Annotated in this window: 20 protein-coding genes; 12 read left to right on the top strand and 8 right to left on the bottom strand. The window is 72.0% G+C overall.

The features are described 5' to 3' along the window. Positions 1–70: 70 nt before the first annotated feature. The 4 genes from ABH940_RS12795 to ABH940_RS12780 all read left to right on the top strand — a co-directional run bounded on the left by ABH940_RS12795 (position 71) and on the right by ABH940_RS12780 (position 6,433). Positions 71–967: a carbohydrate ABC transporter permease gene (locus ABH940_RS12795; RefSeq protein WP_370062744.1), complete on the top strand. Its 897-nt coding sequence runs from the start codon at positions 71–73 to the stop codon at positions 965–967. Between the two features lie 76 nt (positions 968–1,043). Next, positions 1,044–2,393 (top strand): ABC transporter substrate-binding protein, encoded by a 1,350-nt coding sequence (locus tag ABH940_RS12790; protein WP_370105292.1) that lies wholly within the window; start codon positions 1,044–1,046, stop codon positions 2,391–2,393. Between the two features lie 8 nt (positions 2,394–2,401). Continuing rightward, on the top strand, positions 2,402–3,448 hold the full coding sequence (locus tag ABH940_RS12785; RefSeq protein WP_370105291.1) for a carbohydrate ABC transporter permease: 1,047 nt from the start codon (positions 2,402–2,404) through the stop codon (positions 3,446–3,448). Positions 3,449–3,475: 27 nt separating this feature from the next. Continuing rightward, positions 3,476–6,433 carry a PKD domain-containing protein gene (locus ABH940_RS12780; protein ID WP_370105290.1) on the top strand — a complete coding sequence of 986 codons (2,958 nt, stop codon included), beginning with the start codon at positions 3,476–3,478 and terminating at the stop codon, positions 6,431–6,433. Between the two features lie 11 nt (positions 6,434–6,444). Here ABH940_RS12780 and ABH940_RS12775 read toward each other — a convergent pair whose 3' ends face one another. Together ABH940_RS12775 and ABH940_RS12770 are read right to left on the bottom strand one after the other, a co-directional pair. Next, positions 6,445–7,659 carry a beta-1,3-glucanase family protein gene (locus ABH940_RS12775; RefSeq protein WP_370062736.1) on the bottom strand — a complete coding sequence of 405 codons (1,215 nt, stop codon included), beginning with the start codon at positions 7,657–7,659 and terminating at the stop codon, positions 6,445–6,447. Positions 7,660–7,840: 181 nt separating this feature from the next. Continuing rightward, a complete protein-coding gene (locus ABH940_RS12770) occupies positions 7,841–8,038 on the bottom strand; it encodes a hypothetical protein (RefSeq protein WP_370105289.1) in 198 nt (65 codons plus the stop codon). Positions 8,039–8,184: 146 nt separating this feature from the next. Between ABH940_RS12770 and ABH940_RS12765 the strand changes: the two genes are divergently transcribed. Then, positions 8,185–9,330 (top strand): glycosyltransferase family 2 protein, encoded by a 1,146-nt coding sequence (locus ABH940_RS12765; RefSeq protein WP_370062732.1) that lies wholly within the window; start codon positions 8,185–8,187, stop codon positions 9,328–9,330. Between the two features lie 69 nt (positions 9,331–9,399). Then, positions 9,400–10,383 carry a hypothetical protein gene (locus tag ABH940_RS12760; RefSeq protein WP_370105288.1) on the top strand — a complete coding sequence of 328 codons (984 nt, stop codon included), beginning with the start codon at positions 9,400–9,402 and terminating at the stop codon, positions 10,381–10,383. Between the two features lie 15 nt (positions 10,384–10,398). Here the strand turns inward: ABH940_RS12760 and xylA are convergent, their stop codons facing one another. Next, positions 10,399–11,571 carry a xylose isomerase gene (gene xylA, locus ABH940_RS12755; protein WP_370105287.1) on the bottom strand — a complete coding sequence of 391 codons (1,173 nt, stop codon included), beginning with the start codon at positions 11,569–11,571 and terminating at the stop codon, positions 10,399–10,401. A gap of 115 nt (positions 11,572–11,686) precedes the next feature. On the opposite strand from xylA, the gene xylB reads away from it, so the two are divergent. Together xylB and ABH940_RS12745 are read left to right on the top strand one after the other, a co-directional pair. Then, positions 11,687–13,171 carry a xylulokinase gene (gene xylB, locus ABH940_RS12750; RefSeq protein WP_370105286.1) on the top strand — a complete coding sequence of 495 codons (1,485 nt, stop codon included), beginning with the start codon at positions 11,687–11,689 and terminating at the stop codon, positions 13,169–13,171. 107 nt (positions 13,172–13,278) lie between these two features. Further along, positions 13,279–14,472, top strand: coding sequence for an ROK family protein (locus ABH940_RS12745; RefSeq protein WP_370062993.1), 1,194 nt, complete (start codon positions 13,279–13,281; stop codon positions 14,470–14,472). Between the two features lie 34 nt (positions 14,473–14,506). Here ABH940_RS12745 and ABH940_RS12740 read toward each other — a convergent pair whose 3' ends face one another. After that, the gene (locus ABH940_RS12740) at positions 14,507–16,987 is read right to left on the bottom strand and encodes a SpoIIE family protein phosphatase (RefSeq protein WP_370062724.1); all 2,481 of its coding nucleotides are present in this window, start codon (positions 16,985–16,987) and stop codon (positions 14,507–14,509) included. Between the two features lie 234 nt (positions 16,988–17,221). Between ABH940_RS12740 and ABH940_RS12735 the strand changes: the two genes are divergently transcribed. Beyond that, complete coding sequence (locus ABH940_RS12735) at positions 17,222–17,995, top strand: nuclear transport factor 2 family protein (RefSeq protein WP_370062722.1); 774 nt, start codon at positions 17,222–17,224, stop codon at positions 17,993–17,995. Positions 17,996–18,012: 17 nt separating this feature from the next. Here the strand turns inward: ABH940_RS12735 and ABH940_RS12730 are convergent, their stop codons facing one another. After that, positions 18,013–18,390 (bottom strand): DUF3099 domain-containing protein, encoded by a 378-nt coding sequence (locus tag ABH940_RS12730; protein WP_370105285.1) that lies wholly within the window; start codon positions 18,388–18,390, stop codon positions 18,013–18,015. A 145-nt stretch (positions 18,391–18,535) separates the two neighbouring features. Between ABH940_RS12730 and ABH940_RS12725 the strand changes: the two genes are divergently transcribed. Both ABH940_RS12725 and ABH940_RS12720 read left to right on the top strand, forming a co-directional pair. Continuing rightward, entirely contained in the window at positions 18,536–19,252 is a 717-nt protein-coding gene (locus ABH940_RS12725) for a TetR/AcrR family transcriptional regulator (protein ID WP_370062718.1), read from the top strand. 43 nt (positions 19,253–19,295) lie between these two features. Next, entirely contained in the window at positions 19,296–20,750 is a 1,455-nt protein-coding gene (locus ABH940_RS12720) for a glycosyltransferase family 39 protein (protein ID WP_370062716.1), read from the top strand. 152 nt (positions 20,751–20,902) lie between these two features. On the opposite strand, the gene ABH940_RS12715 is transcribed toward ABH940_RS12720, so the two are convergent. Then, positions 20,903–22,135 (bottom strand): MFS transporter, encoded by a 1,233-nt coding sequence (locus ABH940_RS12715; protein ID WP_370105284.1) that lies wholly within the window; start codon positions 22,133–22,135, stop codon positions 20,903–20,905. Between the two features lie 461 nt (positions 22,136–22,596). Here ABH940_RS12715 and ABH940_RS12710 point away from each other — a divergent pair, with 461 nt between their 5' ends. Beyond that, positions 22,597–23,496 carry an SGNH/GDSL hydrolase family protein gene (locus ABH940_RS12710; protein ID WP_370062712.1) on the top strand — a complete coding sequence of 300 codons (900 nt, stop codon included), beginning with the start codon at positions 22,597–22,599 and terminating at the stop codon, positions 23,494–23,496. Between the two features lie 7 nt (positions 23,497–23,503). Here the strand turns inward: ABH940_RS12710 and ABH940_RS12705 are convergent, their stop codons facing one another. Both ABH940_RS12705 and ABH940_RS12700 read right to left on the bottom strand, forming a co-directional pair. Then, entirely contained in the window at positions 23,504–24,337 is an 834-nt protein-coding gene (locus ABH940_RS12705) for a M55 family metallopeptidase (RefSeq protein ID WP_370062710.1), read from the bottom strand. 99 nt (positions 24,338–24,436) lie between these two features. Then, the gene (locus ABH940_RS12700) at positions 24,437–25,381 is read right to left on the bottom strand and encodes an LD-carboxypeptidase (RefSeq protein ID WP_370105283.1); all 945 of its coding nucleotides are present in this window, start codon (positions 25,379–25,381) and stop codon (positions 24,437–24,439) included. Positions 25,382–25,444 lie beyond the last annotated feature (63 nt).

The following is a 25,444-nucleotide window of genomic DNA, read 5'->3' as shown; positions in this document are numbered from 1 at the left end:
CATCGGTAACCTTCCGACCACCTTCGGAGATTGGGACCGACCCGAACCCACCTACGGAAGGACCCTCGTTGTGGCCGCCGTCAACCAGCCTTCCGGGGCCACCCGCCGTCCCGGACGCGCTCTCCGGCGCGAGCGCGGGAGGGGGAGAGCCGGCGCCGCACCCTTCGTCGGCCACACCGTGCTGGTGCTCGCCTCCGCGGTCGTCCTGGTGCCGCTGCTGTTCGTGGTCTACCTCTCGATCAAGGACATCCCCGGCATCCTGGGCACGCCGCTGTCCCTGCCGACCAAGGTCCATCTGGAGAACTACTCGCAGTCCTGGTCCGAGGGCGATCTCGGCCAGTTCCTGCTCAACACCCTGATCGTGGCGGGTGCGACGGTCGCGGTGATCCTGCTGGTGTCCTCGCTGGCGGCGTTCGTCATCTCGCGCTACCGCTTCCGCGGCAACCAGTTGCTGTACCTGTTCTTCGTGTCGGGCCTGGCCCTGCCGATCCAGATCATCGCGCTGCCGATCTTCATCCTGATCGAGAACCTGCAGCTGCTGAACACCCTCACCGCGCTGGTGCTGGTCTTCGCCTCCGGCGGCATCTCCTACAGCGTCTTCATCCTGGTCAACTACATGCGCTCAATCCCGTTCGAGCTGCAGGAGGCGGCCGTGATGGACGGCGCCGGACCGCTGCGGATCTACTGGCACGTCGTCCTGCCCCTGGTGCGCCCGGCCCTCGGCATCGTCGCCGTCTTCCAGTTCCTCATGGCCTGGAAGGAGTTCTTCCTCCCGCTGCTGCTGATCCAGGATCCGCAGAACATGACGGTCCCCGTCGGCATCCTGTCGTTCGTCGGCGAGCACACCACCGCCTGGCAACTGCTGCTGGCCGGACTGGTGATCGTCTCGCTGCCCACGATCGTGGGATTCCTGCTGGTCGCACGGCAGTTCCGGCGCGGCCTGACGAGCGGCGGCGTGAAGATGTGACCCGCGCGTGCCTGTCCGGCCACCCCGCCCCAGTCCTTCTCCCCTGATCCGGGTCCTCGAAAGGATGCACCCCCACATGACCTCCACCCCCGGCGCCCGCCGCCGCAGCCCGCGCACCACGGCAGCGCTGCTCTCCTGCACGATCGTCGCAGCCACGCTCGGCCTCTCCGGTTGCGGCACCTCCGGCGGGTCCTCCGGCGAGCCGACCGTGACGGTGTGGTCCTGGCGGTCCCAGGACGCGCCGGTCTGGCAGACCGTGCAGCAGGACCTCAACAAACAGGGCGTCGACGTCCGGATCAACTTCCGCGCCATCAGCCCGACCTCCTACGACTCGGTGCTGCAGACCGCGATGAACGGCGGCGCCGGTCCGGACGTCTTCTACGACCGCGCCGGCGAGGGCACCATGAAGTACGCCGCCGCCAAGATGGCCGCCCCGCTGGACGGCAGCGTCGACACCTCGACGATCAGCAACACCGCGCTGGCCCCCACCCGGTACCAGGGCAGGACCTACGGCGTGCCGTTCGCCGTACAGACGATGGAGCTCTACTACAACACCCAGCTGCTCTCCGACAACGGCGTGGCCGTGCCGCAGACCTGGCAGCAACTGCTGTCGGCCATGGGGCAGCTGAAGTCCAAGGGGGTCACGCCCATGTACGCGATGGGCGTGCAGCAGTGGCTGCTCGCCCTGCAGATCGACGCGATCGGGGCGTCGACCCTCGACGACGCCACGGCCCAGGCCATCACCGCCAAGCAGGCCGACTACACCACGCCGCAGTTCGTCAACACGCTGGCCGCGTTCCAGCAGCTCGCGCCGTACCTGGAGCCGAACTGGCAGGCCGTCGGCTCGGCAGGCAACGAGCAGGAGACCCAGTTCGCGCTCGGCAAGGCCGCGTTCATCATCGACGGCGGCTTCGACACGGCGACGATCAACCAGGTCGACCCGTCGCTGAAGTACGGTCAGATGCTGGTGCCCTCGCCGGACGGCAAGCAGCCGCGCGAGGACTGGTACGCGGACGGCGACATCTCCCTCAACGCGAGCATCAGGTCCTCCGCCGATGCCGCCGCGGCCAAGAAGGTCGTCGCCTTCACCGCGACCAAGGCCTTCGGCGACGCGTTCACCCAGATCGCCGGTGAGATCTCGCCGGTCCAGGGCGTGCAGGTACCTTCCAGCTACCCGCTGAGCGTGCAGGCGGCGCAGTGGTACCAGACGCAGAGCGTCAACCCGGTCTTCGGCATCCGCTCGCCCATGGACACCCCGCCGGTCAGCTCGACGGACATCAGGACGAAGTCCGCGACCACCGATCCAGGCATCTTCACCGCCGAGCAGAACATCGCCGTGCCGCTGCTGGAGGGCAAGATCACGCCGCAACAGGCCGCCGCGCAGATCGACTCGCAGCTCACCTGGTACTTCGGCAAGAAGAACTGACGACCGCGATGGACGTTCCCACGACCGCCTCCGGCTCCGTCGACGCCTCGGTGTCGGCCACCGTCGAGGCCGCGGCAGACACCCCTCAGGCGCACCCGGCCAAAGGCGCCCCCCGGAGCGAGGTCGGCCGCTCCGCGCGCCGGCGGGGCGCGCGTCGTCAGCGCCTGGTGCTTGCCGGGCTGGTGCTGCCCTGCCTGGCGCTGTTCTCCGTGTTCGTCGTGTACCCGCTGCTCTCCGGCGTCCGGTACAGCTTCTACAACTGGGACGGCACCGGCCCGCTCAACGACTTCATCGGCCTGCGCAACTACGCGTACACGCTCTTCGACTCCCAGTTCGCGCCCGAGTTCTGGCACGCCGTCGAGCACAACCTGTACTTCTTCGCCATCTCGATGGTGCTCACGCTGGTGGTCGGCATCGCGCTGGCCTACCTCCTGCTGCTGCAGAGCGAGAAGGCGTCGCGGCGCTACTCGGTCATCCTGATGCTGCCGTTCACCCTGCCGCCGGTGGCCATCGCCTACGTGTGGACGGTGTACCTGGAGCCCGACACCGGTGTGGTCTACAGCGTCCTGCACACGCTGCACCTGGACGCGCTGGCCGCGCCGTTCCTCGGCTCCCCGACGCTGGCGCTGCCGACCATCGCGGTGATCACGGCGTGGGCCGGGATGGGCTTCCCGGTGCTGCTCTTCCTCGCCTCGCTGATGGACGTACCGCAGGACATGCTGGACGCCGCCGCCCTGGACGGCGCCGGACGGTTCCGCACGCTGTGGTCGGTGCTCATTCCCGCGATCCGGCCGACCATCCTCCTGGTCACCACCATGAACTTCATCGGCGCGTTCGGAACCTTCGACCTGATCTACATCCTCGAAGGCTCACAGGCCGGGCCGGACTACTCCACCGACGTCCTCGGCACGTTGTTCTACCGCACGGGCTTCGGGGGCTTCGGCACCACCGCCCAGTCCATGGGCCTGGCCACAGCCCTGGCCCTGCTCGGCTTCGTCATCGTGGTCGCGGTCTCCGCGGTCCTGCTGCGGCTGCAGAAGCGCTTCGCCGACTGAACTCCTCTCCGGTTGGAGGTATTTCAGGTGCCCGCATTCCGCGCACTGATGCGGTTCACGGTGGGAGCGGCGATGGTCGCGGTGGGCTGCGTCGCCACTGCGCCCACCGCGACCGCCGTCGCTGATCCGGCGTCAGCATCGGCGTCAACCTCGGCGTCGGTGCTGGAGCAGGCCTTCATGACGGGACGTCACCTGTCGTCCGACGCCGTAGCGGGGGTTCGTGCCGGCTCGGTGCGCACCGCCACCGACCCGGCGACGGGCACGCGGTGGGCGGAGGCCTCGTTCCTGCCCGCCGCCTCGGCCGGGGCCCAGGTGCAAGCGTCGTTCCAGGACGGCGCGGGCACCGGCCTCTTCACCAGTACGGACTCCGGGCGCAGTTGGCGCCTGGTGGGCGAGGCCGGGCCGCTGGAGTGCGGCCTCGGTCTCCCGCAGGCGGTGCGCACCGCCTGGGGCCTGGCCGGTCCGGCGGCCTGCGCCGCCCACACGGGCACCGCAGCCACGGCCAGAGCCGCCGGCACCACCGGCACCACCGGCGAAGGACTCGGCGGCTCGATCGCGCGGATCGCGCTCGGCCAGGTCGGGCTCGCCACCACCCCTGCGGTCACCTCCTTCGACGGTGTCGACTGCGACCCGTTCAGCACCCTGGACGGCGCCTTCTCGCCCAACTCCGACGGCTGCGGCTCCGACACCCGCTTCGGCGTGGAGAACGAGAACGAGTCCTGGTGCGCCGACTTCGCCAAGTGGGCCTGGATGCAGGCGGGTGTCACTCAGGACGTCGACACCCTCAACGCCGGGTCCGTCTCCTTCTACGCCTGGGCGCTCCAGCACGGGCAGACGCCAACGGTGGACGGCGGCACGGCCGCTCCCGGAGACGCCGTGGTGTTCTTCCCTCCCGGCCCGGTGAACGCGTCCCGCTTCGCCGACCATGTCGGCATCGTCTCCGCCACGCACCCGGACGGCACGGTCGACCTGGTGGACGGCGACTTCCTCGGCGCGAACGGCATCACCGCCGAGTACGACACCCATGTGTCGCTGACCAGTTGGGCCGCCGGGGTCTGGGGCGCGGGCGAGCAGTGGGTGATCGTCAAGCCGCCCGCCGTCCGCCAGGCGCCCGCCCCGGCGGTCTCGATCAGCGGCCCGCACGCCGCGGTCGCGGGAGCGCAGATCCACCTCGACGGGCACGCCGCGCAAACCGGCGGCACGGTCGCCCAGTACTACTGGACCTTCGGCGACGGCCGCGACACCAACACCGCCACGCAGTCGGTGGACCACGTCTTCCCCGGCCCCGGCGTCTACACCGTCACCCTCACCGCGACCTCCGACCTGGGCACCGCCGCCGTCAGGGCCTGGACCGTGGACGTGGCGGGCAGTTCCTCGACCGTCGTCGACGTCCCCGACCCCTCGCTCTGGTACTCCGCGCGCCTGCTGGACCAGTACCTGATCACCCCGGGCGCGGACGGCACCCTCGCCGCCGAGACCTCGGACGGCGTGGACTGGCTGCGTCAGACCGTCCCCGGGCAGCCCTCCCCCGTCGTCCCCGCGCACGCACCGGCGGTGGCCTCGCTCGGCTGGTCCGACCCGGCGGCAGCGGACGCCCGCACCCCGCACTCCTTCTACCGCGCGGCCGACGGCACGCTCGCCGAGACCTCACTGGGCAGCGGCGGCTGGACGGCGACCACCCTGCCCGGCTCCCCGGCTCCGGGCAGCGCGATCGTCGCGGCAGCCGTGAACGGCGACGGGAACGCCGCCGAGGGCGGTTCGCCCACCCCTGAGGTCTTCTTCTACGCCGCCGACGGGCGGCTCGCCGAAGCCGCCGAGCACAACGGCCGGTGGACCACCACCGTGCTCCCCGGCCCGGCCTTCCCCGACGCGGCGCGCGGGGCCCTCGCCCTCGCCGCGACCGGCGGCGGCGGCGCCGGCACCGCAGTCGTGCTCTTCCACCACTCGGGCGACGGGACCCTGGCGGTCACCCAGAACACCTCCGGCGCCTGGACGAGCGAGCGGATCGGCTCGGACTTCCCGATCGCCCACGACAGCGCGCTGACCGCGGTGACCGAGGCCTCCGACCGGGTCGCGGCCTTCTACACCGACACCGGGGGCCACCTCGCCGAGGCCGTCTCGACCGGGCGCGGCGGCTGGTCCGTCGCCGAGCTGCCCGGAGCACCCGCGCCCGGTACGCCGCTCATCGCGACCACCGCCCTGCTGCCGTCGGCCACCGCCGGCGCAGGCAGCACCGGCGCGACGGGCGTCGAGGTGTCCTACCTCACCGCCTCGGGCGCACCGGCTGTCACCGCCTGGGACGGCAGCGCCTGGTCCACCACCACGCTGCCCGGCACCGCCGAAGGGCTCGCCGGAATGAGCGCCTATCCGCAGTACGGCCACCCGCAGGAACTCTTTCTGTTCCAGGAGCCCGGCCTCACCGAGAGCGCCGGCCTGTCGGCGGACACGAGCACCGTCCTGGGCGCCGCGCCGGGCGCGGACTGGACCCTGTCCGCCCTGCCGTCCCAGCCGTCGGCCTGGCCCGACGAGGTCCTGCTCTACGCGGCCACCCCGGCCGACGCCGCCACCGCCCAGTCCGCCGCGGCAGCGGCCGGGCTGCCCGCGAGCCAGGTGACCCGGTCCTTCGCCTCCGCCTGGGCAGCCGCGCTGACGGGCCGTTACCTGGTGATCGCGGTCGGGTCCGCTGCCACGGACGCGCTGTACTTCAACGAATGCGGCTGGACCAACCCCTCCGGCGAGGACCCGGGGTCCACCCCGTTCTCCACGGTCGCCGGGCCTCTCGCGGGCCCCGCCCCGGCCGACTCCTACGAGAACGCCGCCGCGTCGACCGCCGCGCTGACCGCCGAACGGGCCACCGACCTGGCCTACTTCGCCGCCCACGGCACTCTCCCGCCGGGCGAACCGGCCGTCCCCGCGGCCGCCGCACCCACCCGGGCGTGCGGCGGCACCGTCGGCGGCCTCCAATGGCGGCGCGCTGGCAGATAACTGACGGCTGGTCAACTACCCAGCGAGATGGTCCAGGAGGTCGGCGCGGGGTCCTGGAGGTGTCCGTCGACCGGCGCGCTACCGGTCGGGCCGACATCGTCGTACGGGAACGCGTACCCGATGGACGCGTACTGGTGGACCAGGCGGGCGTAGTGGTTGGTGGTCGCGTCCGTGTAGTACTGGGCGGGCGTGACCCCGCTGGGCTGGTTCTCGCCCCCGGCCAGCAGCAGCGTGCTGCGGTTCAGCGCGGCGGCCAGGCGGGCGGCCACCGCGCCGCGGGCGTCGCCGCCGGAGTTGTAGAGCGGCCCGCTGTTGCAGCTGAAGATGTCCGCCGCGCTGGGCACGGTGAACGCCACGCCGTCGTCGTTCAGACCGGAGAAGGTGAGGACGCCGCCCGAGACCGTGCCGGAGAAGACGCCGAGGGACTGAGTGTCGACCGTCAGCGTCGTTCCCGCGAAGCGGCTCCAGACCTGGTCGAGGTAGGACGTCCAGTAGCCGCCGAAGTCGACGGTGGAGTGCGTGGGGGCCATGACGCGCAGCACGGTGCCGCCGCTGTCGGTGGCCACCAGGGTGTCCCACGGCGCACCGTCGCTCGCATGCTGGGCGACCAGCCCGGACGCGATCGAGGACAGCGCACCGTCGGGCAGCGGGCTGACGCTCTGGTTGCCGGCGCTTCCGGTGGACTGCATGGAGATCGGCGAGGCGACCAGGTCGACGTAGCTGATGTTGGCGTAGAGGTTGGCGCTGTTGTAGGTGAACTCGCAGAACGTCCAGTTGGTCTGCCAGTTGGGGTCCGAAGTGGTGAACCCCGGCTGGACGAGGCCGGGAACCCCGCCGCCGTTGGGCGGGTTGACGAAGAACTGGATCTTCTGGCCGACGGAGAACCAGACGCGACCGCCGATGACGTACTCGGAGAGCGGGACCGTGGTGGACGTGCCCGAAGCGCCCAGCGCGATGGAGTAGTCGGGCGCCGGCGTGAGGTTCGACGAGGGGCTCGGCAGCTGCTGGAAGGATCCGTCCGCCGCGACGAATCCGGGCCACCCGGTGCTGTCCGCACCGGAGATGTAGGCGTAGACGGTGTTCGAGCCGGAGTTGTTCTGCAGCGTGATCGGCAGCGACGCGGCGGCTGCAGCCGGTGCGGCGAGCCCCGGCAGCCAGGCCGGGGCGGTGAGTGCGGTCGCCGTGGCGGTGGCCGTGGCGGCGAGGAAGGTGCGTCGGGAGAGCATGCGTCACTCCAGGGGACGACGGGGCCCGCGTCCGCACGCGCGGAGGATTGGTGTAGACCTCAGGTCCACTCGTCGAGAGTCTGGTTCACCGTCGCGGACACGTCAAGACTTAGGACCGGCGATGCCGTGAGAATCCCTGGAGCGTTCAGGTTCTGAACGAACGACGGCAACGAACGACCGTCTACCGCCGGTCCTCGACAGGAAGCTCGTCCGGCAGCTCGAACTCGTCGCCACGGTCGTCGCCGTCGGTGCGGTCGTCGCCGTCGGTGCGGTCGCCGCGCACCAAAGGCGCGTCCGACAGGTCGTCCGGCTCCGCGAACGCCCGGAGGTCGTCGTCCGACCCCGGCTCCCGGGACGCTGCCCAGCCGTCTCGCGCCATCGTGTCCTCCTCCGTCGACCCCACCGATGCCCCGCCAGCTCAGCAGGGCCGTCGGCGCGTCGCACGCCGCGCACGCCCGTTCGCGGGAGGCCTGCCCACCGCTTAGCGTGACCTCACGAACACAATGTGCGAGGCAGGAGACCCTCATGGCTCCAGCGATGACGCCACGACTTTCCGTCGTCGTCCCGATCTACAACGTCGAGGACTACCTCCAGGAATGCCTGGACTCGATCGCCGGCCAGTCCCTGGACGCCTTCGAGTGCGTCATGGTCGACGACGGGTCCACCGACCGGTCCGCCGCGATCGCGCAGGCGTACGCGGAGGCGGACCCCCGCTTCCGGCTGGTGCGCCAGGAGAACCGGGGGCTGGGCGCAGCCAGGAACACCGGATGGCGCAACGTCAGCGACCGGGCCGAGTACCTCGCCTTCATGGACAGCGACGACACCCTGCCGCCCGACGCCTACCGCCGGATGGTCGCGTCGCTCGACCGGACCGGGTCGGACTTCGCCACCGGCAACGTGCTGCGGCTGACCGCCGACGGCTACGTGCCCTCCCGGGTCCACCAGGAACCGTTCCGCCGGGACCTGCCCGCCACGCACGTCACCCGCCTGCCCACGCTGGTCAGGGACCGTACCGCGTGGAACAAGGTCTACCGCCGCCGCTTCTTCGAGGACGCCGGCCTGCTCTACCCGGAAGGCATGCTCTACGAGGACGCGCCCGTCAGCATCCCGCTCCACTTCCTGGCCGCCGGCGTCGACGTCCTCCACGAGCCCGTCTACCACTGGCGGATCCGCCAGGAAGGCCAGCTGTCGATCACCCAGAAGCGCACCGACCCCCAGGGCCTGATCGACCGCGTCCGCTCCGTCGAGCTGGTCCGCGCCTGGCTGCTTGCCCGCGACCACGTGGATCCCGCCGACCGCGCGGCCCAGCTGCGCCTCTACGACGACAACACGCTCCGCGAGGAGCTCCCCATGTTCTTCGCCTGGGTCTGCCGCGGCGACCGCGCCTACCGCGCGGCCTACCAACAGCACGTCAGCCGACTGCTCCAGGAGGTCGACCCCGAGCACCTGGCCACGCTCAGTCCGCCCCTACGGCTCAAGTACCGGCTGACGTCGTGCGACCGCATCACCGCCCTGACCCTCGTCCAGCGGACGCAGCAGCACTACTGGCGACTGCGCAGGCTACTGACCCGCACCGCCCCGGTAAGAATCCTGCGCCTTCGAAGGCACGCCAATTCACCCCAATCGGAATATGGCACTCCAAAGCGTCCGGCCCAGGGCCCGGCACTGTAAGAACCGGGCGCTGGCAGGGCTCTGACAACCGTTGACACGTGGGCGAACACGGCGCTCTCATGGGCACCCATGTCGACCTACCCGCCTCCGTTCGGGCAGTCCGAGGATCCTTACGGGCAACCGCAGCATCCGCAGCAGCCGTACGGACAACCGCAGGCCCCCTACGGGCAGCCGTGGGAGGCTCCGGCGCAGCCCGCTGCCGACGCATACGGGTACGAATACGGCTACGGGTCCGGGTACGGCGACGTCCCCGCGGACGCCTACCAGCACCCCGCGCCCTACCCGTACCCGGACCCGTACGCGCAGCCCCCACAGCCCCCGCAGCCGCAGACACAGCCACAACGGCCCCCGCGGCAGCGTCCGGCGCCGGATCCCTACGCCGAGCTCGGGCGCCTCGACGAGGAGTACCAGGCGTCAAGTGCCCTGCCGCCACTGCGCTCCGAGACGCCGGTCGACGCTCCCGGACCCGCGCCCGAGCCCCGGCGACGCCGCCGCTTCGGCTGCTGCCTCGGCGTTCTCGTGCTGCTGGTCGCTGCGGCGGGCGGCGCCTACGCGTACTTCGGCCCGATGCTGGCGAAGCTGGGCACCTACCGACTCGCCCCGCCGAGCAGCTTCCAGGGCCTGACCTCGGACCCGACCAACGGGATGCTGACGGCGCTCAGCACCGCGGGCGGCCCGCTCCAACAGGCGGGAGCCACGCCCGTCGCCGCCGCCTACGTCACCCACGTCGGCGACAAGCTCCCGCAGGTCGCCCTGGTCGGCGGCTACGGCAAGGTGTACGCGCCGGACACCGAGGAGGCGGCCGTCTGGAGCGGGATCGGCACGGTGAGCGACAAGACGACCGAGCCGAGCGGCTCCCTCGGAGGCGTCCTCCAGTGCGCCGTGGGCCATGCGAACGGCGTCTGGATGCCGGTCTGCGCCTGGGCCGACAACAGCACCGTCGCGATGGTGCTGTTCACTGGCCAGTCGAGCCGGACGGACACCCCGCCGGACTTCACCGCGCTGAGCCAACGTGCCCTCGCGCTCCGCTCCCTCACCGAGGTCAAGAAATAGCGCGCCGAGGGAGGTTCACCGCGCGCCGAGGAGGTGCTCCAGGGCGAGCTGGTCGAGCGCCTCGAAGGCCATGCCCCGGCGTGCGGCGGACTCGACGTCGAAGTCCTCGAAGGCGAGCCGGTCGGCGAGCAGGCCGGAGAGGCCGTCCCCGGCCGTGGGAAGGGCGAGTTCGGGCAGCCGTGACTCGGCCAGCGCCGCGACGACCTCGGGGTCGGCGCGGAAGGCGCGGGCGCGCTCGGCCAGCAGCAGGTAGGTGCGCATGCAGGCCGCGGCCGACGCCCACACTCCTGCGAAGTCCTCCGTGCGCGACGGCTTGAAGTCGAAGTGGCGCGGTCCCTGGTACCCGGCCGACTCCAGCAGGTCGACCAGCCAGAACGCCTGCCGCAGGTCGCCCGCGCCGAAGCGCAGGTCCTGGTCGAACTTGATCCCGGACTGGCCGTTGAGGTCGATGTGGAACAGCTTGCCGTGCCACAGCGCCTGTGCAATGCCATGCGGAAAGTTCAGCCCGGCCATCTGCTCGTGCCCGACCTCGGGGTTGAGGCCCACCCGCTCGGGGCGCTCCAACTCGTTGATGAACGCCAGCGCGTGACCGACCGTCGGGAGCAGGATGTCGCCGCGCGGCTCGTTGGGCTTCGGCTCGATCGCGAAACGCAGGTCGTAGCCCTGCGACTCGACGTACTCGCCGAGCAGGTCGAAGGCCTCCTTGAGCCGGTCCAGCGCGACCCGGACGTCCTTGGCCGCGCCCGACTCCGCGCCCTCGCGTCCACCCCAGGCGACGTAGACCTCGGCGCCGAGCTCGACCGCGAGGTCGATGTTGCGGATCGTCTTGCGCAGCGCGTAGCGGCGCACGTCACGGTCGTTGGCGGTGAACGCGCCGTCCTTGAAGACCGGGTGGGTGAACAGGTTGGTCGTCGCCATCGGCACCCGCATCCCGGCGGCGTCGAGGGCTGCCCGGAACCGCTTGACCGTCGCCTCGCGCTCGGCCTCGGCCGCCCCGAAGGGGATCAGGTCGTCGTCGTGGAAGGTGACCCCGTACGCGCCGAGCGCGGCCAGGCGCTGCACCGACTCGACCGGGTCGAGGGCGGGGCGGGTCGCGTCGCCGAAGGGATCACGGCCCTGCCAACCGACGGTCCACAGACCGAAGGTGAACTTGTGCTCGGGTGCGGGGGCGAGGCTGTCACGGGTCATCGGCGGTCTCCGGATCTATTCGTAATGGCACTGGACAAATTAGTATGCGAGAGCCGCCGAGGGAAGCCCGACGGCGCAGGAGCGCGAAATCAGGCAGAGCAGGGAGGCGTGCGCGATGAGCCACAGCAGGGCGGCGACCACACGGGTGGTCATCGGTGTGGACAGCTCGACCCAGGCGACCAAGGCATTGGCCGTCGACGTCGACACGGGCGCCGTGGTCGGCGAGGGGCGCGCCACGCACCAGGTCAGCGGCGGGCGCGGCGGGGACGGCCGCGAGAGCGACCCGGAGCAGTGGTGGCGGGCGCTCACCGAGGCCGTCGCCGCCACCGGCCTGGCCGATCGGGCGCAGGCCGTGTCGGTCGCCGCCCAGCAGCACGGGCTGGTCACCCTCGACGCGTCGGGCGCGCCGGTGCGGCCCGCGATGCTGTGGAACGACGTCCGGTCCGCACCACAGGCCGAGGCACTGGCCGACGCGCTCGGCGCGCACGCCTGGGCGAAGCACACCGGCAGTGTGCCGACCGCCGCGTTCACCGCAGCCAAGTGGGCCTGGCTGCGCGCGACCGAACCCCGTGCCGCCGAGCGGACCGCAGCGGTCCGACTGCCGCACGACTACCTCACCGAGCGCCTGACGGGCGAGGCGGTCACCGACCGAGGCGACGCGTCAGGTACCGGCTGGTGGACCCCCGACGACAGCGACACCTCGGGCTCCTCCGGCTCTTACGACAGCGCGATCCTCGACCTGATCGGCCTGGACCCGGCGAAGCTGCCCGCCGTCCTCTCTCCCGGCGCGCGAGCAGGCCTGACCCGCGCGGGCGGACCGCTGCGCCCCGGGACGCCGGTGGCCACCGGTACCGGCGACAACATGGCCGCCGCACTCGGTCTCGGTCTGTCCGCCACAGCCGGGCAACCGGCCCGGCCCGTGCTGAGCCTCGGCACCTCCGGCACCGTCTACGCGGCCACGGCCGGTCGGCCGCAGGACCCGAGCGGCACCGTCTGCGGATTCGCGGACGCGCTCGGCTGCTGGCTGCCACTGGCCTGCACCCTCAACTGCACGCTCGCCGTGGACCGGATCGCCGCGCTGCTCGGCCGCGACCGCGACGACGTCGAACCGGGCGGGACCGCCGTCGTCCTCCCCTACCTCGACGGCGAGCGCACCCCCAACCTGCCGCTGGCCAGCGGCCTCCTCCACGGCCTGCGGCACGACACCACACCCGGTCAGCTGCTCCAGGCCGCCTACGACGGTGCCGCGCACGCGCTGCTCACCGCACTCGGCGAGGTGCTGCGCGCGGGCGGCGAGCGCGACTCCAGCGACCGGCCGCTGCTGCTGATCGGCGGGGGCGCGCAGGGCCGTGCATGGCAGAACACGGTCCGGCGGCTGTCCGGGCGCCCGGTCCAAGTACCGCGCACCAAGGAGCTGGTGGCCCTCGGCGCCGCCGCGCAGGCCGCCGCACTGCTGACCGGCGAGAGCGCCGACGCGGTCGCCCGCCGCTGGCACACCGCCGACGGCCCGCTCCTCGACCCGCTGCCCAGGGACGACGTTGCCCTGGACCGCATCACCGATACGCTGCACCGAGCCCGGGCCCTGCAACAACCGCGGTGACCAGGCCGAACCAGGACCGGGACAGGGATCCGGACAGGGACAGGGAGGAAGTGACCGTGCGCGACGCGCCGCCGAGCGGGCCCGTAGGCCCGGCGTCCCAGCAGGGGATGCGACGCCAGAACCTCACGCTGGTGTTGTCCACCGTGGCCGAGCACGGCCCCCTCTCCCGCGCCGCGGTCGCGACCCGCACCGGCCTGACCCGCACGGCCGTCTCCAGCCTGGTCGACGACCTGGCCGCCACCGAGCTGCTGGTCGAACAGGACAGCGCACCGACCGGCCGGGTCGGCCGCCCCGGCCGGGCGCTCACGCTCAACGACCGGGGACCCGCCGGCCTCGGGCTGGAGGTCGGCCCCGCCCACCTCGGTGCCTGCGTGGTCGACCTGCGCGGTGCGACCCGGATCTGGCACCGGATACCGGCCGCCAACCGGAAGCGCCCACCCGAGCAGGTCCTGGCCGAGCTGGCGGCGCTGGCCGCCCGGACCACCGCCGAGGCCGAAGCCGCCGGCCTGCACCCCGCCGGAGCGGTCCTGGCCGTCCCCGGCATCCTCGGCCACACGCCGGGAACCGTTGAACACGCCCCCAACCTCGGCTGGCACCAGGTCTCCCCCGCCGCCCACTGGCCCGCCGAACTGACCTTGCCCGCACCCGAGTTGGAGAACGAAGCCAACCTCGGCGCACTGGCCGAACTGTGGGCCGCAGGCCGCACCGGGACTCTGCTCCACGTCTCCGCCGAGACCGGCATCGGCGCGGCGCTGGTCCTCGACGGACGCCTCTTCCGCGGAGCGGGCGGCTTCGCGGGCGAGCTCGGGCATGTCCCGGTCCACGCCGACGGTCCCCGCTGCGCCTGCGGCGCGCGCGGCTGCCTGGAGCAGTACGCGGGCGCGCGTGCCGTCCTGCGCGCCGCCGGGCTGCGCGGAGGTCACCGCGACCCGGTCGCGCCCCTCGCCGAACGGGCCGCAGCGGGTGACCCGACCACGCTGACCGCGCTGGCCGATGCAGGGAGCGCGCTCGGCATCGCGCTCACCTCGGCCGTGCAACTGGTCGACCCCTCGGCCCTGGTCCTCGGCGGTGCCTACGCGGAGTTGGCGCAGTGGCTGCTCCCCGCGATCGGCGCCGAACTCACCGCCCGCGTCCGGGTACGACCCTGGACCCCTGACGCACTGCAGGCCTCCGACCTCGGCCGGCGCGGCCCGCTCCTCGGCGCGGCACTCACCACCGTCCGCCGCATCCTCGCCGACCCCGCCCGCTGGTCGGACCCCTCCCGCCCGACGGCATCTCCGGCATCCACCCTGACCGCCTGAGGCACCGGGCGCGCCGCACCTGAAAAGCAGGCGTTCACCCGTGGAGCGCGGCGAGCAGCAGGGCCACGTCGTCCGCTCGGTGGGACGGGGGCAGCGTGTCCGCGAGGAGTTGGTCCGCGACCTCCTCCAGGGAGGCGGCGTCCGCGCGTTCGAGCGAGGTGCGCAGCCGGTCGATGCCCTGGTCGATCGGCACTCCCGGTCGCTCGACCAACCCGTCGGTGTACAACGCGAGTACCGACCCGGGGGGCAGGGTCAGCTCCTCGGCGGGGTAGGCGGCGCAGGGGTCGACGCCGAGCAGCACTCCGCCGCCCAGTTCGAGGACGTGCGTGCTGCCGTCCGGGTGCCGCAGCAGCGGCGGCAGGTGGCCCGCGCGCACGCCGGAGGCCTTCCCCGAGGCGGGGGCCAGCTCGATCAGGCAGCAACTTGCCAGCAACCCCGAGCCGAGGTCCATCAGCAGTCGGTTGAGATGCTCCAGCACCTCGCCCGGCGAGTGGCCGCTTGCCACGAACGCCCGGACCGCGCTTCTCAGTTGCCCCATCAGCCCGGCCGACGCCACGCTGTGCCCCTCGACGTCGCCGACCACCAGGCAGACCCCACCCGGGGTGACGATCACGTCGTACCAGTCCCCGCCGATCTCCATGCCACGGGTGCCGGGCAGATACCTGGCGGCGACGGCGACGCCCTCCAGCTGGGGCAGCGCATGCGGGAGCAGTGCCCGCTGCAGTCCCCGGGCCAGCGCGTACTCGGCGTCGTACAACCGGGCCCGCTCCAGGGCCTGGGCGATCAGACCGCCCAGGGCGGTCAGTACCCCGCGCTCCTCCGACGTGAACGGATGCGGCTCGTCGAACCCCAGGATGCAGCTGCCGACCGGACGCCCCGAGGCGATCAGCGGGAGGAAGGCCCAGGCGCACATCTCGTCCAGGGGAATGCCGGGATAGGCGCTGGACAGTTCGTCGACGGAGGCGAAGAAGATCGGAGCGCCGCTCGTCAGCGTCTCCGCGCCGGGCAGCCGGGCCCGCATCGGCGTGCCCTCGAACGGGTCCAGGAAGCCCTTGGGGTAGCCGACCTGCAGCGCGAGGTGCAGTCGGCCCTCCTCCGCCACGTAGATCGCGAGCTCCTGCCCGCCGAACGCGGGCAGGATCTGCTCGGCCACGACCTCGCAGACCTCGCGCACCGACACCGCCTCCGCGAGAGCGCTGGCCAGCCGGAGCAGGTGGTAGATGGCCGTCGCGCCCGCGCCCGGTCCCGGTCGGGCCTCCTCCCCGCCCGCCCCGGCGGCGGCAGTGCTCCCGGAGTCGCGGAGATCGTCCCCGGCGGGGTGGGTTCCCGGCACGACTGTCCCGGTCATGCCGTGCGCGTCCGGGTACAGGCTGAAGGCCAACCACCGGTCCGGCGGGCGACGAGCGAGGAAGCCCGTCGGCAGCCGGGAGATCGCCGCAGCCCGGTGGCGGTCCTCATGGGCGGGATCGGCCAGCCACGGAAGCGCCTCCCACAGCCGTTCGCCGAGGAGCTCCTCACGACGGACCCCGAAGAGGAGCTCGGCTCCCAGATTCACGTAGTCGACCCGCCCGTCCGGGTCGAGGGAGAAGACGCCCCTGCGCAGCCGCTCCACCGCCTGCGCGGCCGCCGCGGCGGTCCCGATGTCCAGCACCGCACCCGTCAGATGCCGCCCTGCGGAACCGCCGGCGTCACGGACCTCGGCCCAGACCTGGACCGGGCGTGTCCGCTTGGTCTCGTCCCTGATCCGCAGGCGCAGCGGCCGGAAGCGGCCGGTGCGCTCGGCATGGCGCAACGCGGTCCGCATCTTGGGCAGGTCGCCCGGGTCGATCGCGTCGACGAGTTCCCGAGCCTCCCGCCCTGGCCTCAGCCCTGCGACAGAACGCCCGGCAGCTGTCCGGGGACCGGCCGACGGGTCGAGACCGAGGATCGCGCGGAGCTCGTCGTCGAGCGTGATCGACCGGGTCTCCAGATCCAGATCGAAGAGGCCCAAGCGGACGACGGGACCGGGCGGCCACGGGAGTTCCAGGACGGTGGCCCGGCCCTCCACCGTCCCGCCCTGCGCGACCAGCTTCCCGAGATCCGCGCCGAGCCGCTGCGCGCTCTGACGCAGCTTCCGCAGGACCGCCGCGGGTACTCCCTCCGGCATGGCGGGCCACAGCGCGCACAGCACACCGTAGGTCTCCTCCCCACAGGTCACCGGCGCGTACGCGGACGCGAACGCATAGGGCAGGCCCGCCAGCAGTTGTGGGAACCGCCGCATGGTGTCCTCGGCTCCGGCCAGGTGCACCCTCCGCCTGGACCGGTAGGCCACCGGTGCAGGCAGGGACCCCTGCACCGAGACCCGCCGAAACGGCTCCAGTGCGGCCACCGGGACCCCGGCGGCCGTGCTGAGCAGCAGGGAGCGCCGGTCGTGGGAGCGCAGATAGATCATGGCGCCGTAGGCGCCGGTGGCGGTGAGCGTGCGCTCCAGCGCGTCGACCTGAAGATCGTCGCAGCGATGGTCGGCGTCCGGCACGCGGTCACCCGTGCCGGTCGGCGGGCGCCCCGTTCCGGCCGTGCGGTGCGGCCGGTTCCGCCCACCCGGGTGCATCTCTTCTCTGTACGCTCGCCCACCCCACCTGTCAAGGCGAAACCGCAGGTCGCGGCCGGGCGTGGCGGGACCAAGCCTTGACGGTCGCCCCAGGGTGGTATGCAGTGGAAGGGCCACAACGACATACACGGACGAACAATCACAAAAGGTGGGCAACCGATGAGCACGATGGAGAGCACACCGATGTTCGACACCGACGCCCTACGCCGGGGCATCGAGGGGCGTGACGTCTCCGCCCTGCGCGGCCTGTACGCGGAGAACGCGCACATGACCGTCGTCGACCAGCGCGACCAGCCGAGCCACCCCCACGAGATGACCGGGACCACCGCGATCGGCGAGTTCCTCGACGACGTGTGCGGCCGGGACATGGAGCACCGCCTCGAACAGGTCGTCGTCTCCGCCGACGGCAGCCATGCGGCGTACCTGGAGCAGTGCCGCTACCCGGACGGCACCCGGGTCACGTGCACGTCCATGCTCGACCTGCGGGACGGGCGCATCACCGCGCAGACCAGCGTGCAGGCCTGGGACGAGGAGAGCCTCGGCGGGGCGGAGTCCCGCGAAGCGACGACGGCCATGGCGACCGAGCACCTCGACTTCACGGTCCCCGACGAGATCCGCACCTTCCCGAACGGGCGCGCGGAGCTCCTCCACGCGGGCGGCGGCGTGGTCGGCCGCTTCTCCCTCGAGCCCGGTTGGCGCTGGTCCCGGGACGTCAAACCGTTGGCGGGCACCGAATGGTGCGAGGCGCCGCACTTCCAGTACCACCTCTCCGGGACCCTGCGCATCCACATGGCCGACGGGACCGAGTTCGACGCGAAGGCGGGAGACGTGACCATGCTGCCGTCCGGGCACGACGCCTGGGTGATCGGTGACGAGCCGGTCGTCCTCGTCGACTGGCAGGGCGCGGTCCACTACGCCGACAAGGCGGCCTAGAACGGCATAGAACGGCCCTAGAACCCGTCACCCGGCGCGTCGGAGGGATCGTCCGGGTCCGGCCCGGCCTGCTCCGGCTTCGGCTTCGGCTCGGACCCCGGCTGGGGCGGCGGCCCCGCCTGCGGCGGAATGTAGGCCTCGGGCGGGTCGACCGTCGTCTCGCGTCCGGCGTTGGCGTACACCACCGCGATGTAGGGCAGCACGCCGCCGCAGACGAGGGCGATGATCGCGGCGATCCGGCTCTCCTGCCACAGGACGACGGCGAGGATGACGCAGAGCGTACGGATTCCCATGGTCAGGGCATACCGACGCTGCCGATGGCGGATGTCGTCGGTCACGCTCGGGCGGGCGTCGGTGATCCGCACGACCGGGTGTCTGTGCAACGGGAAGTGCATGGCGTCGACTCCTGTGACTCCTCGTTTCATCGTAGGCCGCCGGGGAGCCCGACCTGGATCAACCGGCCGCCCAACGGGTGACAGCGGGCCCCAGGGTGTTCCCGTGCGCATTGAATGACTGACTGAGTCAGTCTATGGTCGGTCCATGCGAGGACGGATGCCGATACGGCCGTTGGAGGAGATCGCCGACGCGGCGGTGCGAGTGTTCCTGGCACGGGGTTTCCGGCCTGCGGGCATCTCCGATGTCGCGGCCGCGCTCGGGCTCAGCCACGGCGCGCTCTACACCTACGTGAAGAGCAAGCAGGCCCTGCTCCACCTGGCACTGCTGCGGGTGCTGCGGCCGAACGCGGTGGCCGGGCTGGACGTGCCCGTCTCGACCCCGACCGCCGAGGAGGTCATCGAGCTGGTCGAGTCCTGGGCGGGCGACCAGGCCGCACTGCCGCTGTTGGCCAGGGCTTCGGCCGGGCCGTCCGGGCTGTCGGCCGCCGCGGAGTTGGGCTCCGTGGTCGATGAGCTGTACGCGTTCGTCGAGCAGAACCGGATCGCGCTGCAACTGGTCGAGAGCTGCGCCGAGCACCTGCCCGAGCTGGCCCAGTGGTACTTCGTGCAGCGGCGGCGCGCGATGGTCGAACACGTCGGCACGTACCTGGCCGCCCGGATTGAGGCCGGCCTGCTGCGCCCAGTACCCGATGTGCCGGTCGCCGCCCGATTCATCGTCGAGACCGTCGCCTGGTTCGCCATGCACCGCCACGGCGACCCGGACTCACAGACGCTGACCGACGACGACTGCCGCCGCACCGTGCACCACCTTCTGGTCGCCGCCTTCCCAACCACGGAGGAAAGCCATGACGGACATCGGTGAATCCGTCTTACCCGCCGCCCCCTTGGCACCCGGCCGCGAGCGAATGGCGTGGCGCCCGGTGGTGCTGATCGCCACCGCCGTGGCGGTGGTGCACCTGGCGGTCGCCACCCGGTACGGCTGGCACCGTGACGAGTTCTACTACGTGATCTGCGGCCGCCACCCAGCCTGGGGCTACGCCGACCAGCCGCCGCTGGCCCCGCTGCTCGCCCGGCTCGCCGCCGCACTGCCCGGCGGCGTGCTGCCGCTGCGGGTCCTGGCGGTGGCCGCGCAGGTCGGATGCGTGCTGCTCGCACCCATGCTGGCGGCCGAGTTCGGCGGCAGGCGCCGCGCCCAGACCATCACCGCGGCTGCGATCGCGGCCTGTCCGGCGTTCGTGGCCGCGTCGCTGCTGTTCGGCACGACCGTGGTGGACCAGCTGGTGTGGGTGGCCCTGCTGGTCCTGGTCGCCCGAGCCCTGCGGCTGCGCACCACGGGGTCATGGCTGGCCGCCGGAGTCACCGCAGGTGTCGGCCTGGAGAACAAGGACACGCTGGCCGTGTTGCTGCTCGGCATCGTGGTCGGTCTGGCGCTGCTGCGCCGCGAGGCGCTGCGCACCGCCGGACCGTGGCTCGCCGGGGTCATGACGCTCGCACTGGCCGCGCCGAACGTGGTCTGGGACGCCGCGCACGGCTGGCCGAACCTGCGGATGGCCCGGGTGCTTGCCGCCGGACAGGGCGGCCCGCTCGGCTCACTGGAGCATCTCCCGGTGATCGGGGTGCTGCTGGCCGGTCCGCCGCTGATCACGCTGTGGGTGCTCGGTGTCCGCTGGCTGGCGTCCCCGGCCGGCCGCGCGCACCGGTGGGTGCTGGCGGTCGCGGTGGTGGCGGTAGTGGTGTTCACCGCGAGTGGAGGGAAGGCGTACTACCCGGCCCCGGTACTGGCCGCGCTGTTCGCGGCGGGGGCGGTGCGGGTGGAGTCGACGGGGTGGGTCCGGGATCGGGCCACGGGGCGGCACAGCTGGGCGAGGCGGATCGGGGTGTCCGCACTGGCCGCGCTGCTGATGGGGCTACCGGTGCTGCCGGTGAGCGCGGCCGACGCCGTGCGGGCACTGAACCCCACGGTGATCGAGACGTACGGGTGGCCGGGGTTCGTCGAGCAGGTGCGGAAGGCTGCCGCCACGCTGCCACCCGGGACCCCGATCTTCACCAGCAACTACGGCGAGGCGGGCGCACTGACGATCCTCGGCCCCGCGCAGGGCCTCCGGCAGCCGGTGTTCAGCGCGCAGAACACCTACGCGCTCTGGGGTCCGCCACCCGGGCGCCCGGACGTCGCGCTGTGCGTGGGCGAGTTCGGCCCCGCCCAGTTGCACCGATCGTGGGCCGAGGTCACCGAAGTCGCCCCGATCCAGATGCACGGCGTGCACGACGAGGAGACGGACCACCACGCCGCGATCTACGTCTGCCGCCAGCCGCGCGGCACCTGGGCCCAACTCTGGCCTACCCTCGTCCACTTCGACTGAGGTTGCCCCACAGGCTCTCCGAGTCCGCGCACGGCCGCTCCTCCGAGCCGGACTCGCGGAGTAGCCCAGGGGACTTGAGTCGCTCTTGTCGTTCCGATCTTGAGGGGTGTCGGTCGAACGGGAGTCTCGGTGGAACTGAACAGCGCTGTTGGTCAGCGTCGCAGGCGCGGTGCAGCCACTGGCCTGGTCGACCTGCGCTCCCTTGATACGCGACGTTGCGGTGACCGGGGCGACTCCGGTGTCACACGAAGATGCAGTGCGGCAAGCAGAAGGCAGAACACGGCCATTGCCGACCACAGTGCGATCGTCCCAGCGTGGGCGAGTAGTTGGGTGCCGAGGAGGGGGGCGAGCGTCGCGGCAATTCCCCAGCTGGTACCGAAGACGGCCAGGTAGCGGCCGCTTGCGCCGAGAGGTGCGAGGTCCGTGACGAGCGCGTAGATGCGGCCCATGACCAGCAGATCGCCGAGGCTCTTCACGGCGGCCGAGGCGAGCAGCGCCGGCAGGGTGCGGGTGAGGGCGTAGCCGGTCAGCCCTGCAGCCAGGAGGAGATGGGCGAGGGCGAGTGCGACAGGGGTGGTGAGCCGGGTCACCCAGGGCAGGCGGATCAGCGGCTGGGCGAGCACGGTGGTGGCCGCGGCGGCGGTGAACAACAGGCCGGCCTCGGCGGCGGGCAGGCCCTGCCGCGCGAGTACGAGCGGCAGGGTGATCACGGTCTGTTGGTTGATCAGGGCGTAGGCGGTGCCAGTGGCCAAGACGCCCAGCAGGGCTCGGTCGCGCAGCGGTCGTACGGCGATGTCGTCCTGGTCCGCTGCGAGCGGTGCCGGGCGGTCGCGGGGCAGGGCCAGGTGGATCAGCAGCGCGCAGGCCAGGCACGTGACGGCGTCGGTGACGAAGAGCCAGCGCAGGTCCCAGCGGCCGAGGAGGGCGGCGAGCAGCCCGGAACCCATGCCGCCCGCCGCGAGCGCGGCGCTGAACAGGCTGAACGCGCGCACCCGGTGCTGCTCCGGCACGGACTCGCCGATGATCGCCTGGCTCGGGGGCTCGTAGAGCTCGAACGCCAGCCCGAGCAGCACCGCCCCGGCGACCGCCCAGGTGAGCGACGCGGAGGCCGCGATCGCCAGCTGTGCGGCGGCGCATCCGCAGAGCCCGAGGACGATGGTCGTGCGCCGGCCGATTCGGTCGGCCAAGTGTCCCCCGGCCAGCCGTGAGGGGATCGTCGCGAGCCCGAAGGAGGCGCTGACCAGCCCGGCGGTGGTCAGGCTCGCGCCGTGGTTGGTGCTGATCAGCGCGGTGAGAAAGGGCAGTGAGAAGGCCCCGAGTTGGTTGACGACCCGGGCGAGTAACAGCAAGCGGACGGTGCGGGGCAGTGGTTCGGAACGCGACACAGCGCCTCCCTGTTCTTGTCGTCAATCGTCAAATGTCAGTGATCAGCGGGTGGTACGAGCGCCGATGTTCGTCCGGCGCTCGTGTGCCCCTGCTGGCGATCCACCGTCAGGTCGGACCGACACCGCGGGCGAAGTGCGGCAGCACCATCGCGACCAGGGCGCGGCTGACCGAGTCAGACGGACGGTCCGCGGCATCCACCGGCGAACCGCGCCCCCGGGGGCCTTGCCCGGCGCTGGGTCGGGGCCAGAGCCGGATCCGGGCGGAGCCGGGGATCCAGCCGGAGCGGCATCGTCCCGAACGCCGAGCGTGCAATCGCGGCACAGGTCTTGCTCTCTCCAGGTGACGGAGCTACGTTTCCCGCGGGTAACTTAGCGGAAACGCCGACGACATCTGCCTGCTGACGTGTCGTCGTCTGCTTTTCTCCCTGTCACGGCCCCACCCGGTCCAAGGAGATCCCCGCATGTCGCTCCGTCTGGCTCGTGTTCACAGTGCCCGCTCGCGGCGTCTTGCCGCGGCCACCGCCGCCGTCTCCGTCCTGGCCGGCCTGTGCCTCGCGCTCCCCGCGCGGGCGCAGGCGGACTCCTCCGTCAACTATGTCGCCCTGGGCGACAGTTACAGCGCCGGATCCGGGGTGCTGCCGCTCGATCTGAGCGCGCCGCTGGAGTGCGCGCGCTCGACGCTGAACTACCCCCACGACCTGGCCGCGAGATTCGGCCTGAACCTGACCGACGTCACCTGCGGCGGGGCGGAGACCAAGGACTTCGCCGGCTCTCAGTACCCTGGCGTCGCCCCGCAGTTGGACGCGTTGAACGCCGACACCGGTCTGGTCACGATGACCATCGGCGGCAACGACAGCAACACCTTCATCGACGCGATCCTCGCCTGCGGTTCCGCGGGCATCGCCACCCTAGGCATCGGGCACCCCTGCCAGAGCCTGTACGGGTCGAGCTTCGACAACACCATCGACACCACCACCTACGCCGCGGTCGACTCGGCGCTGGCCGCCGTCAAGGCCAAGGCACCCAACGCGCGGGTCGCCATCGTCGGCTACCCGTGGATCGTCCCGGCCCAGGCCGTCCCCGGCTGCTACGCCAAGATGCCGCTGGCGTCCGGCGACATCCCCTACCTCCGCGACATCGAGGCCCACCTCAACGCCGCCGCGCAGCACGCCGCGGCGGACAACGGCGTCACCTACGTCGACATGTCCGCCGTTTCCGACGGCCACGACGCGTGCGCACCCGTCGGCACCCGGTGGATCGAGCCGCTGCTCTTCGGCACCAACTACGTTCCGGTCCACCCGAACGCGATCGGCGAGGCGGCGATGGGCGACCAGATCGCGGCCACCCTCGGGCTGGGCTGATTCGCGGTCAGCCGTAGGCGTTCTCGATCGCGGCGGCAGCGACCGTCACCACGGTTCTGAACGTGCGGATCATCGCGTACGCGGTGTCCGTGGTGAACGCGACCCGGCGGACGTCGGTCCGCCGGACCGTCGGCACGCCGGCGGTCGCCGCCGCGAGGTGGCTGGCGTCGAACTCGACCTCGACCTCGAAGCCGCGCCCGCTGACCGGCTCGGCCCGCGTACAGAGCCGCGCGGCCTGCTCGGCCGCCGCGCGGATCTGTTCGAAGGTCACCGCAGGCGGACGGCAGACCGCGGCGTACCGGCTGACGCAGTCCTTCACCGCGGCCGTCACGGCGTCGGGCGCGTAGGACGCGGCGTCCGCGCAGGCACGGTCGTCGCCGGTGACGAGGACGACGGGCACGCCGAACTCAGCAGCCACCAGGGAGTTCAGGTATCCCTCACTGGCCGGGACCCCGTCGACGGCGACCTGAGTGATCGAGTTGGCCAGGTATGTGTGCGCGAGGACGCCCTCGGCCCCGGCTCCGGCGTGGTAGCCGACGAACGCCAGGCCCGAGACGTCCGGGTGCTGGACGCCCTCGACCATGGTCAGGTCCTTGTGACGGCCCGTCAGCATCTCGGCGCGCGGGTCGAGCTGCTCCAGCAGCAGGTTGCGCATCGTCGCATGGGCCTCGTTGACCAGGACGGACGTGGCGCCGCCTGCGAAGAAGCCCGCGATCGCGGCGTTCACGTCCGAGGTGAAGAGCGCCCGGCAGCGTTGCCAGGCGGGGTTTCCCGGTTCACAGTCGTCCGGCCAGGTGACTCCGGTGGCGCCTTCCATGTCCGCCGAGACCAGCACGCGCATGATGCCCCACTCCCGCTCGCCAGTCGCCGCTCGCCGATCGAAGACTCGGAGTCTGCCACGCTGCCGCGTTCGGTGGCGGGCGGATCACTGGCCGGTCCGTCAGTCCTGACGCTCCGCCAGCACCTGACCCAGGAAGGTCAACGTGCCGTTGTCCGCGTCCAGGCGGGCGCGGACGCCGATCGGCCAGGTCTGCATCGCGGTGTTGTGGCCGATGTTCACCCCGGCGAGCACCGGGACGCCCAGGTCGCCGAAGCGGTCGTCCAGCAGCCGGTCGACCTGCGCCGGGTCGCCGCACTCGGTGAAGGTGCCGAGAACGATTCCCGCCACGCCGTCGATGTAGTCCTTGGCCCGCCGGAGCTGCGTGAAGGCGCGGTCCAGCCGGAACAGGCGCTCGTCGACGTCCTCCAGGAGCAGGATCCCGCCGCGCGCCGGGTAGGAGGTGTCGGTGCCCAGGCTCGCCGTCAGCAACGTCGCGGTGCCGCCCACCGTCACGCCTTCGGCGACGCCGGGTACCAGCGCCCAGGATCCGGGGAAACTCAGCTGCGTGACGCGCTCGGGGGTGAGCAGCAGCTTCGTCAGGGCCCGGAAGTCGTACTCCTCCGGGCCCTCCCAGAAGCCGCTGCTCGCCACCATCGGACCGAACAGCGAGACCCAGCCCAGCTTCGCGGCGAGCGCCTCCAACAGTGCGGTGACGTCGGAGTAGCCGACCACGACCCTGGGCGCGGCGGCGTCGATCCGGCTCCAGTCGATCAGCTCCAGGGTGCGCTGCATGCCGTAGCCGCCGCAGGCGGTCAGCACGCCCGCGTAACGGGGATCGGTCAGGGCACGGGTGAGGTCCGCGGCGCGCAACGCGTCGTCCCCGGCGAGGTAGTCGTACGTGCTGCCGACGGCCCGGGCCGAGGCGAGGACCTCCGGCTTCAGCCCGACGGAGGTCAGGGCGCGCAGGCCGGACTCCAGGCGCTCCTGGTCGCCGACGGGCGAACTGCCGCAGAGGACGGCGACGGTGTCGCCGGGGCGAAGGGCGGGTGGACGCAGCAGGGGCATACGGACTCCGTCTCCGTGAGGGCGTCGGTGTGGCGCAGGTGCAAGCAGCACGGTAGCCGTCGG

The sequence above is a fragment of the Streptacidiphilus sp. BW17 genome, assembly GCF_041262485.1.
Taxonomy (GTDB): domain Bacteria; phylum Actinomycetota; class Actinomycetes; order Streptomycetales; family Streptomycetaceae; genus Streptacidiphilus.
Note: the sequence above shows the minus strand (reverse complement) of the source record. Positions and strands in the feature narration are given on the sequence as shown.

Excerpts from the sequence above, each read along its gene's own strand:
- ABH940_RS12705 (WP_370062710.1), bottom strand. The coding sequence starts at position 24,337 with ATGCGCGTGCTGGTCTCGGCGGACATGGAAGGCGCCACCGGAGTCACC.
- ABH940_RS12760 (WP_370105288.1), top strand. The coding sequence starts at position 9,400 with ATGTCGACCTACCCGCCTCCGTTCGGGCAGTCCGAGGATCCTTACGGG.
- ABH940_RS12700 (WP_370105283.1), bottom strand. The coding sequence starts at position 25,381 with ATGCCCCTGCTGCGTCCACCCGCCCTTCGCCCCGGCGACACCGTCGCC.
- xylB (WP_370105286.1), top strand. The coding sequence starts at position 11,687 with ATGAGCCACAGCAGGGCGGCGACCACACGGGTGGTCATCGGTGTGGAC.
- ABH940_RS12730 (WP_370105285.1), bottom strand. The coding sequence starts at position 18,390 with ATGCACTTCCCGTTGCACAGACACCCGGTCGTGCGGATCACCGACGCC.
- ABH940_RS12710 (WP_370062712.1), top strand. The coding sequence starts at position 22,597 with ATGTCGCTCCGTCTGGCTCGTGTTCACAGTGCCCGCTCGCGGCGTCTT.
- ABH940_RS12775 (WP_370062736.1), bottom strand. The coding sequence starts at position 7,659 with ATGCTCTCCCGACGCACCTTCCTCGCCGCCACGGCCACCGCCACGGCG.
- ABH940_RS12735 (WP_370062722.1), top strand. The coding sequence starts at position 17,222 with ATGAGCACGATGGAGAGCACACCGATGTTCGACACCGACGCCCTACGC.
- ABH940_RS12790 (WP_370105292.1), top strand. The coding sequence starts at position 1,044 with ATGACCTCCACCCCCGGCGCCCGCCGCCGCAGCCCGCGCACCACGGCA.
- ABH940_RS12785 (WP_370105291.1), top strand. The coding sequence starts at position 2,402 with ATGGACGTTCCCACGACCGCCTCCGGCTCCGTCGACGCCTCGGTGTCG.
- ABH940_RS12720 (WP_370062716.1), top strand. The coding sequence starts at position 19,296 with ATGGCGTGGCGCCCGGTGGTGCTGATCGCCACCGCCGTGGCGGTGGTG.
- ABH940_RS12770 (WP_370105289.1), bottom strand. The coding sequence starts at position 8,038 with ATGGCGCGAGACGGCTGGGCAGCGTCCCGGGAGCCGGGGTCGGACGAC.
- ABH940_RS12765 (WP_370062732.1), top strand. The coding sequence starts at position 8,185 with ATGGCTCCAGCGATGACGCCACGACTTTCCGTCGTCGTCCCGATCTAC.
- ABH940_RS12745 (WP_370062993.1), top strand. The coding sequence starts at position 13,279 with ATGCGACGCCAGAACCTCACGCTGGTGTTGTCCACCGTGGCCGAGCAC.
- xylA (WP_370105287.1), bottom strand. The coding sequence starts at position 11,571 with ATGACCCGTGACAGCCTCGCCCCCGCACCCGAGCACAAGTTCACCTTC.
- ABH940_RS12725 (WP_370062718.1), top strand. The coding sequence starts at position 18,536 with ATGCGAGGACGGATGCCGATACGGCCGTTGGAGGAGATCGCCGACGCG.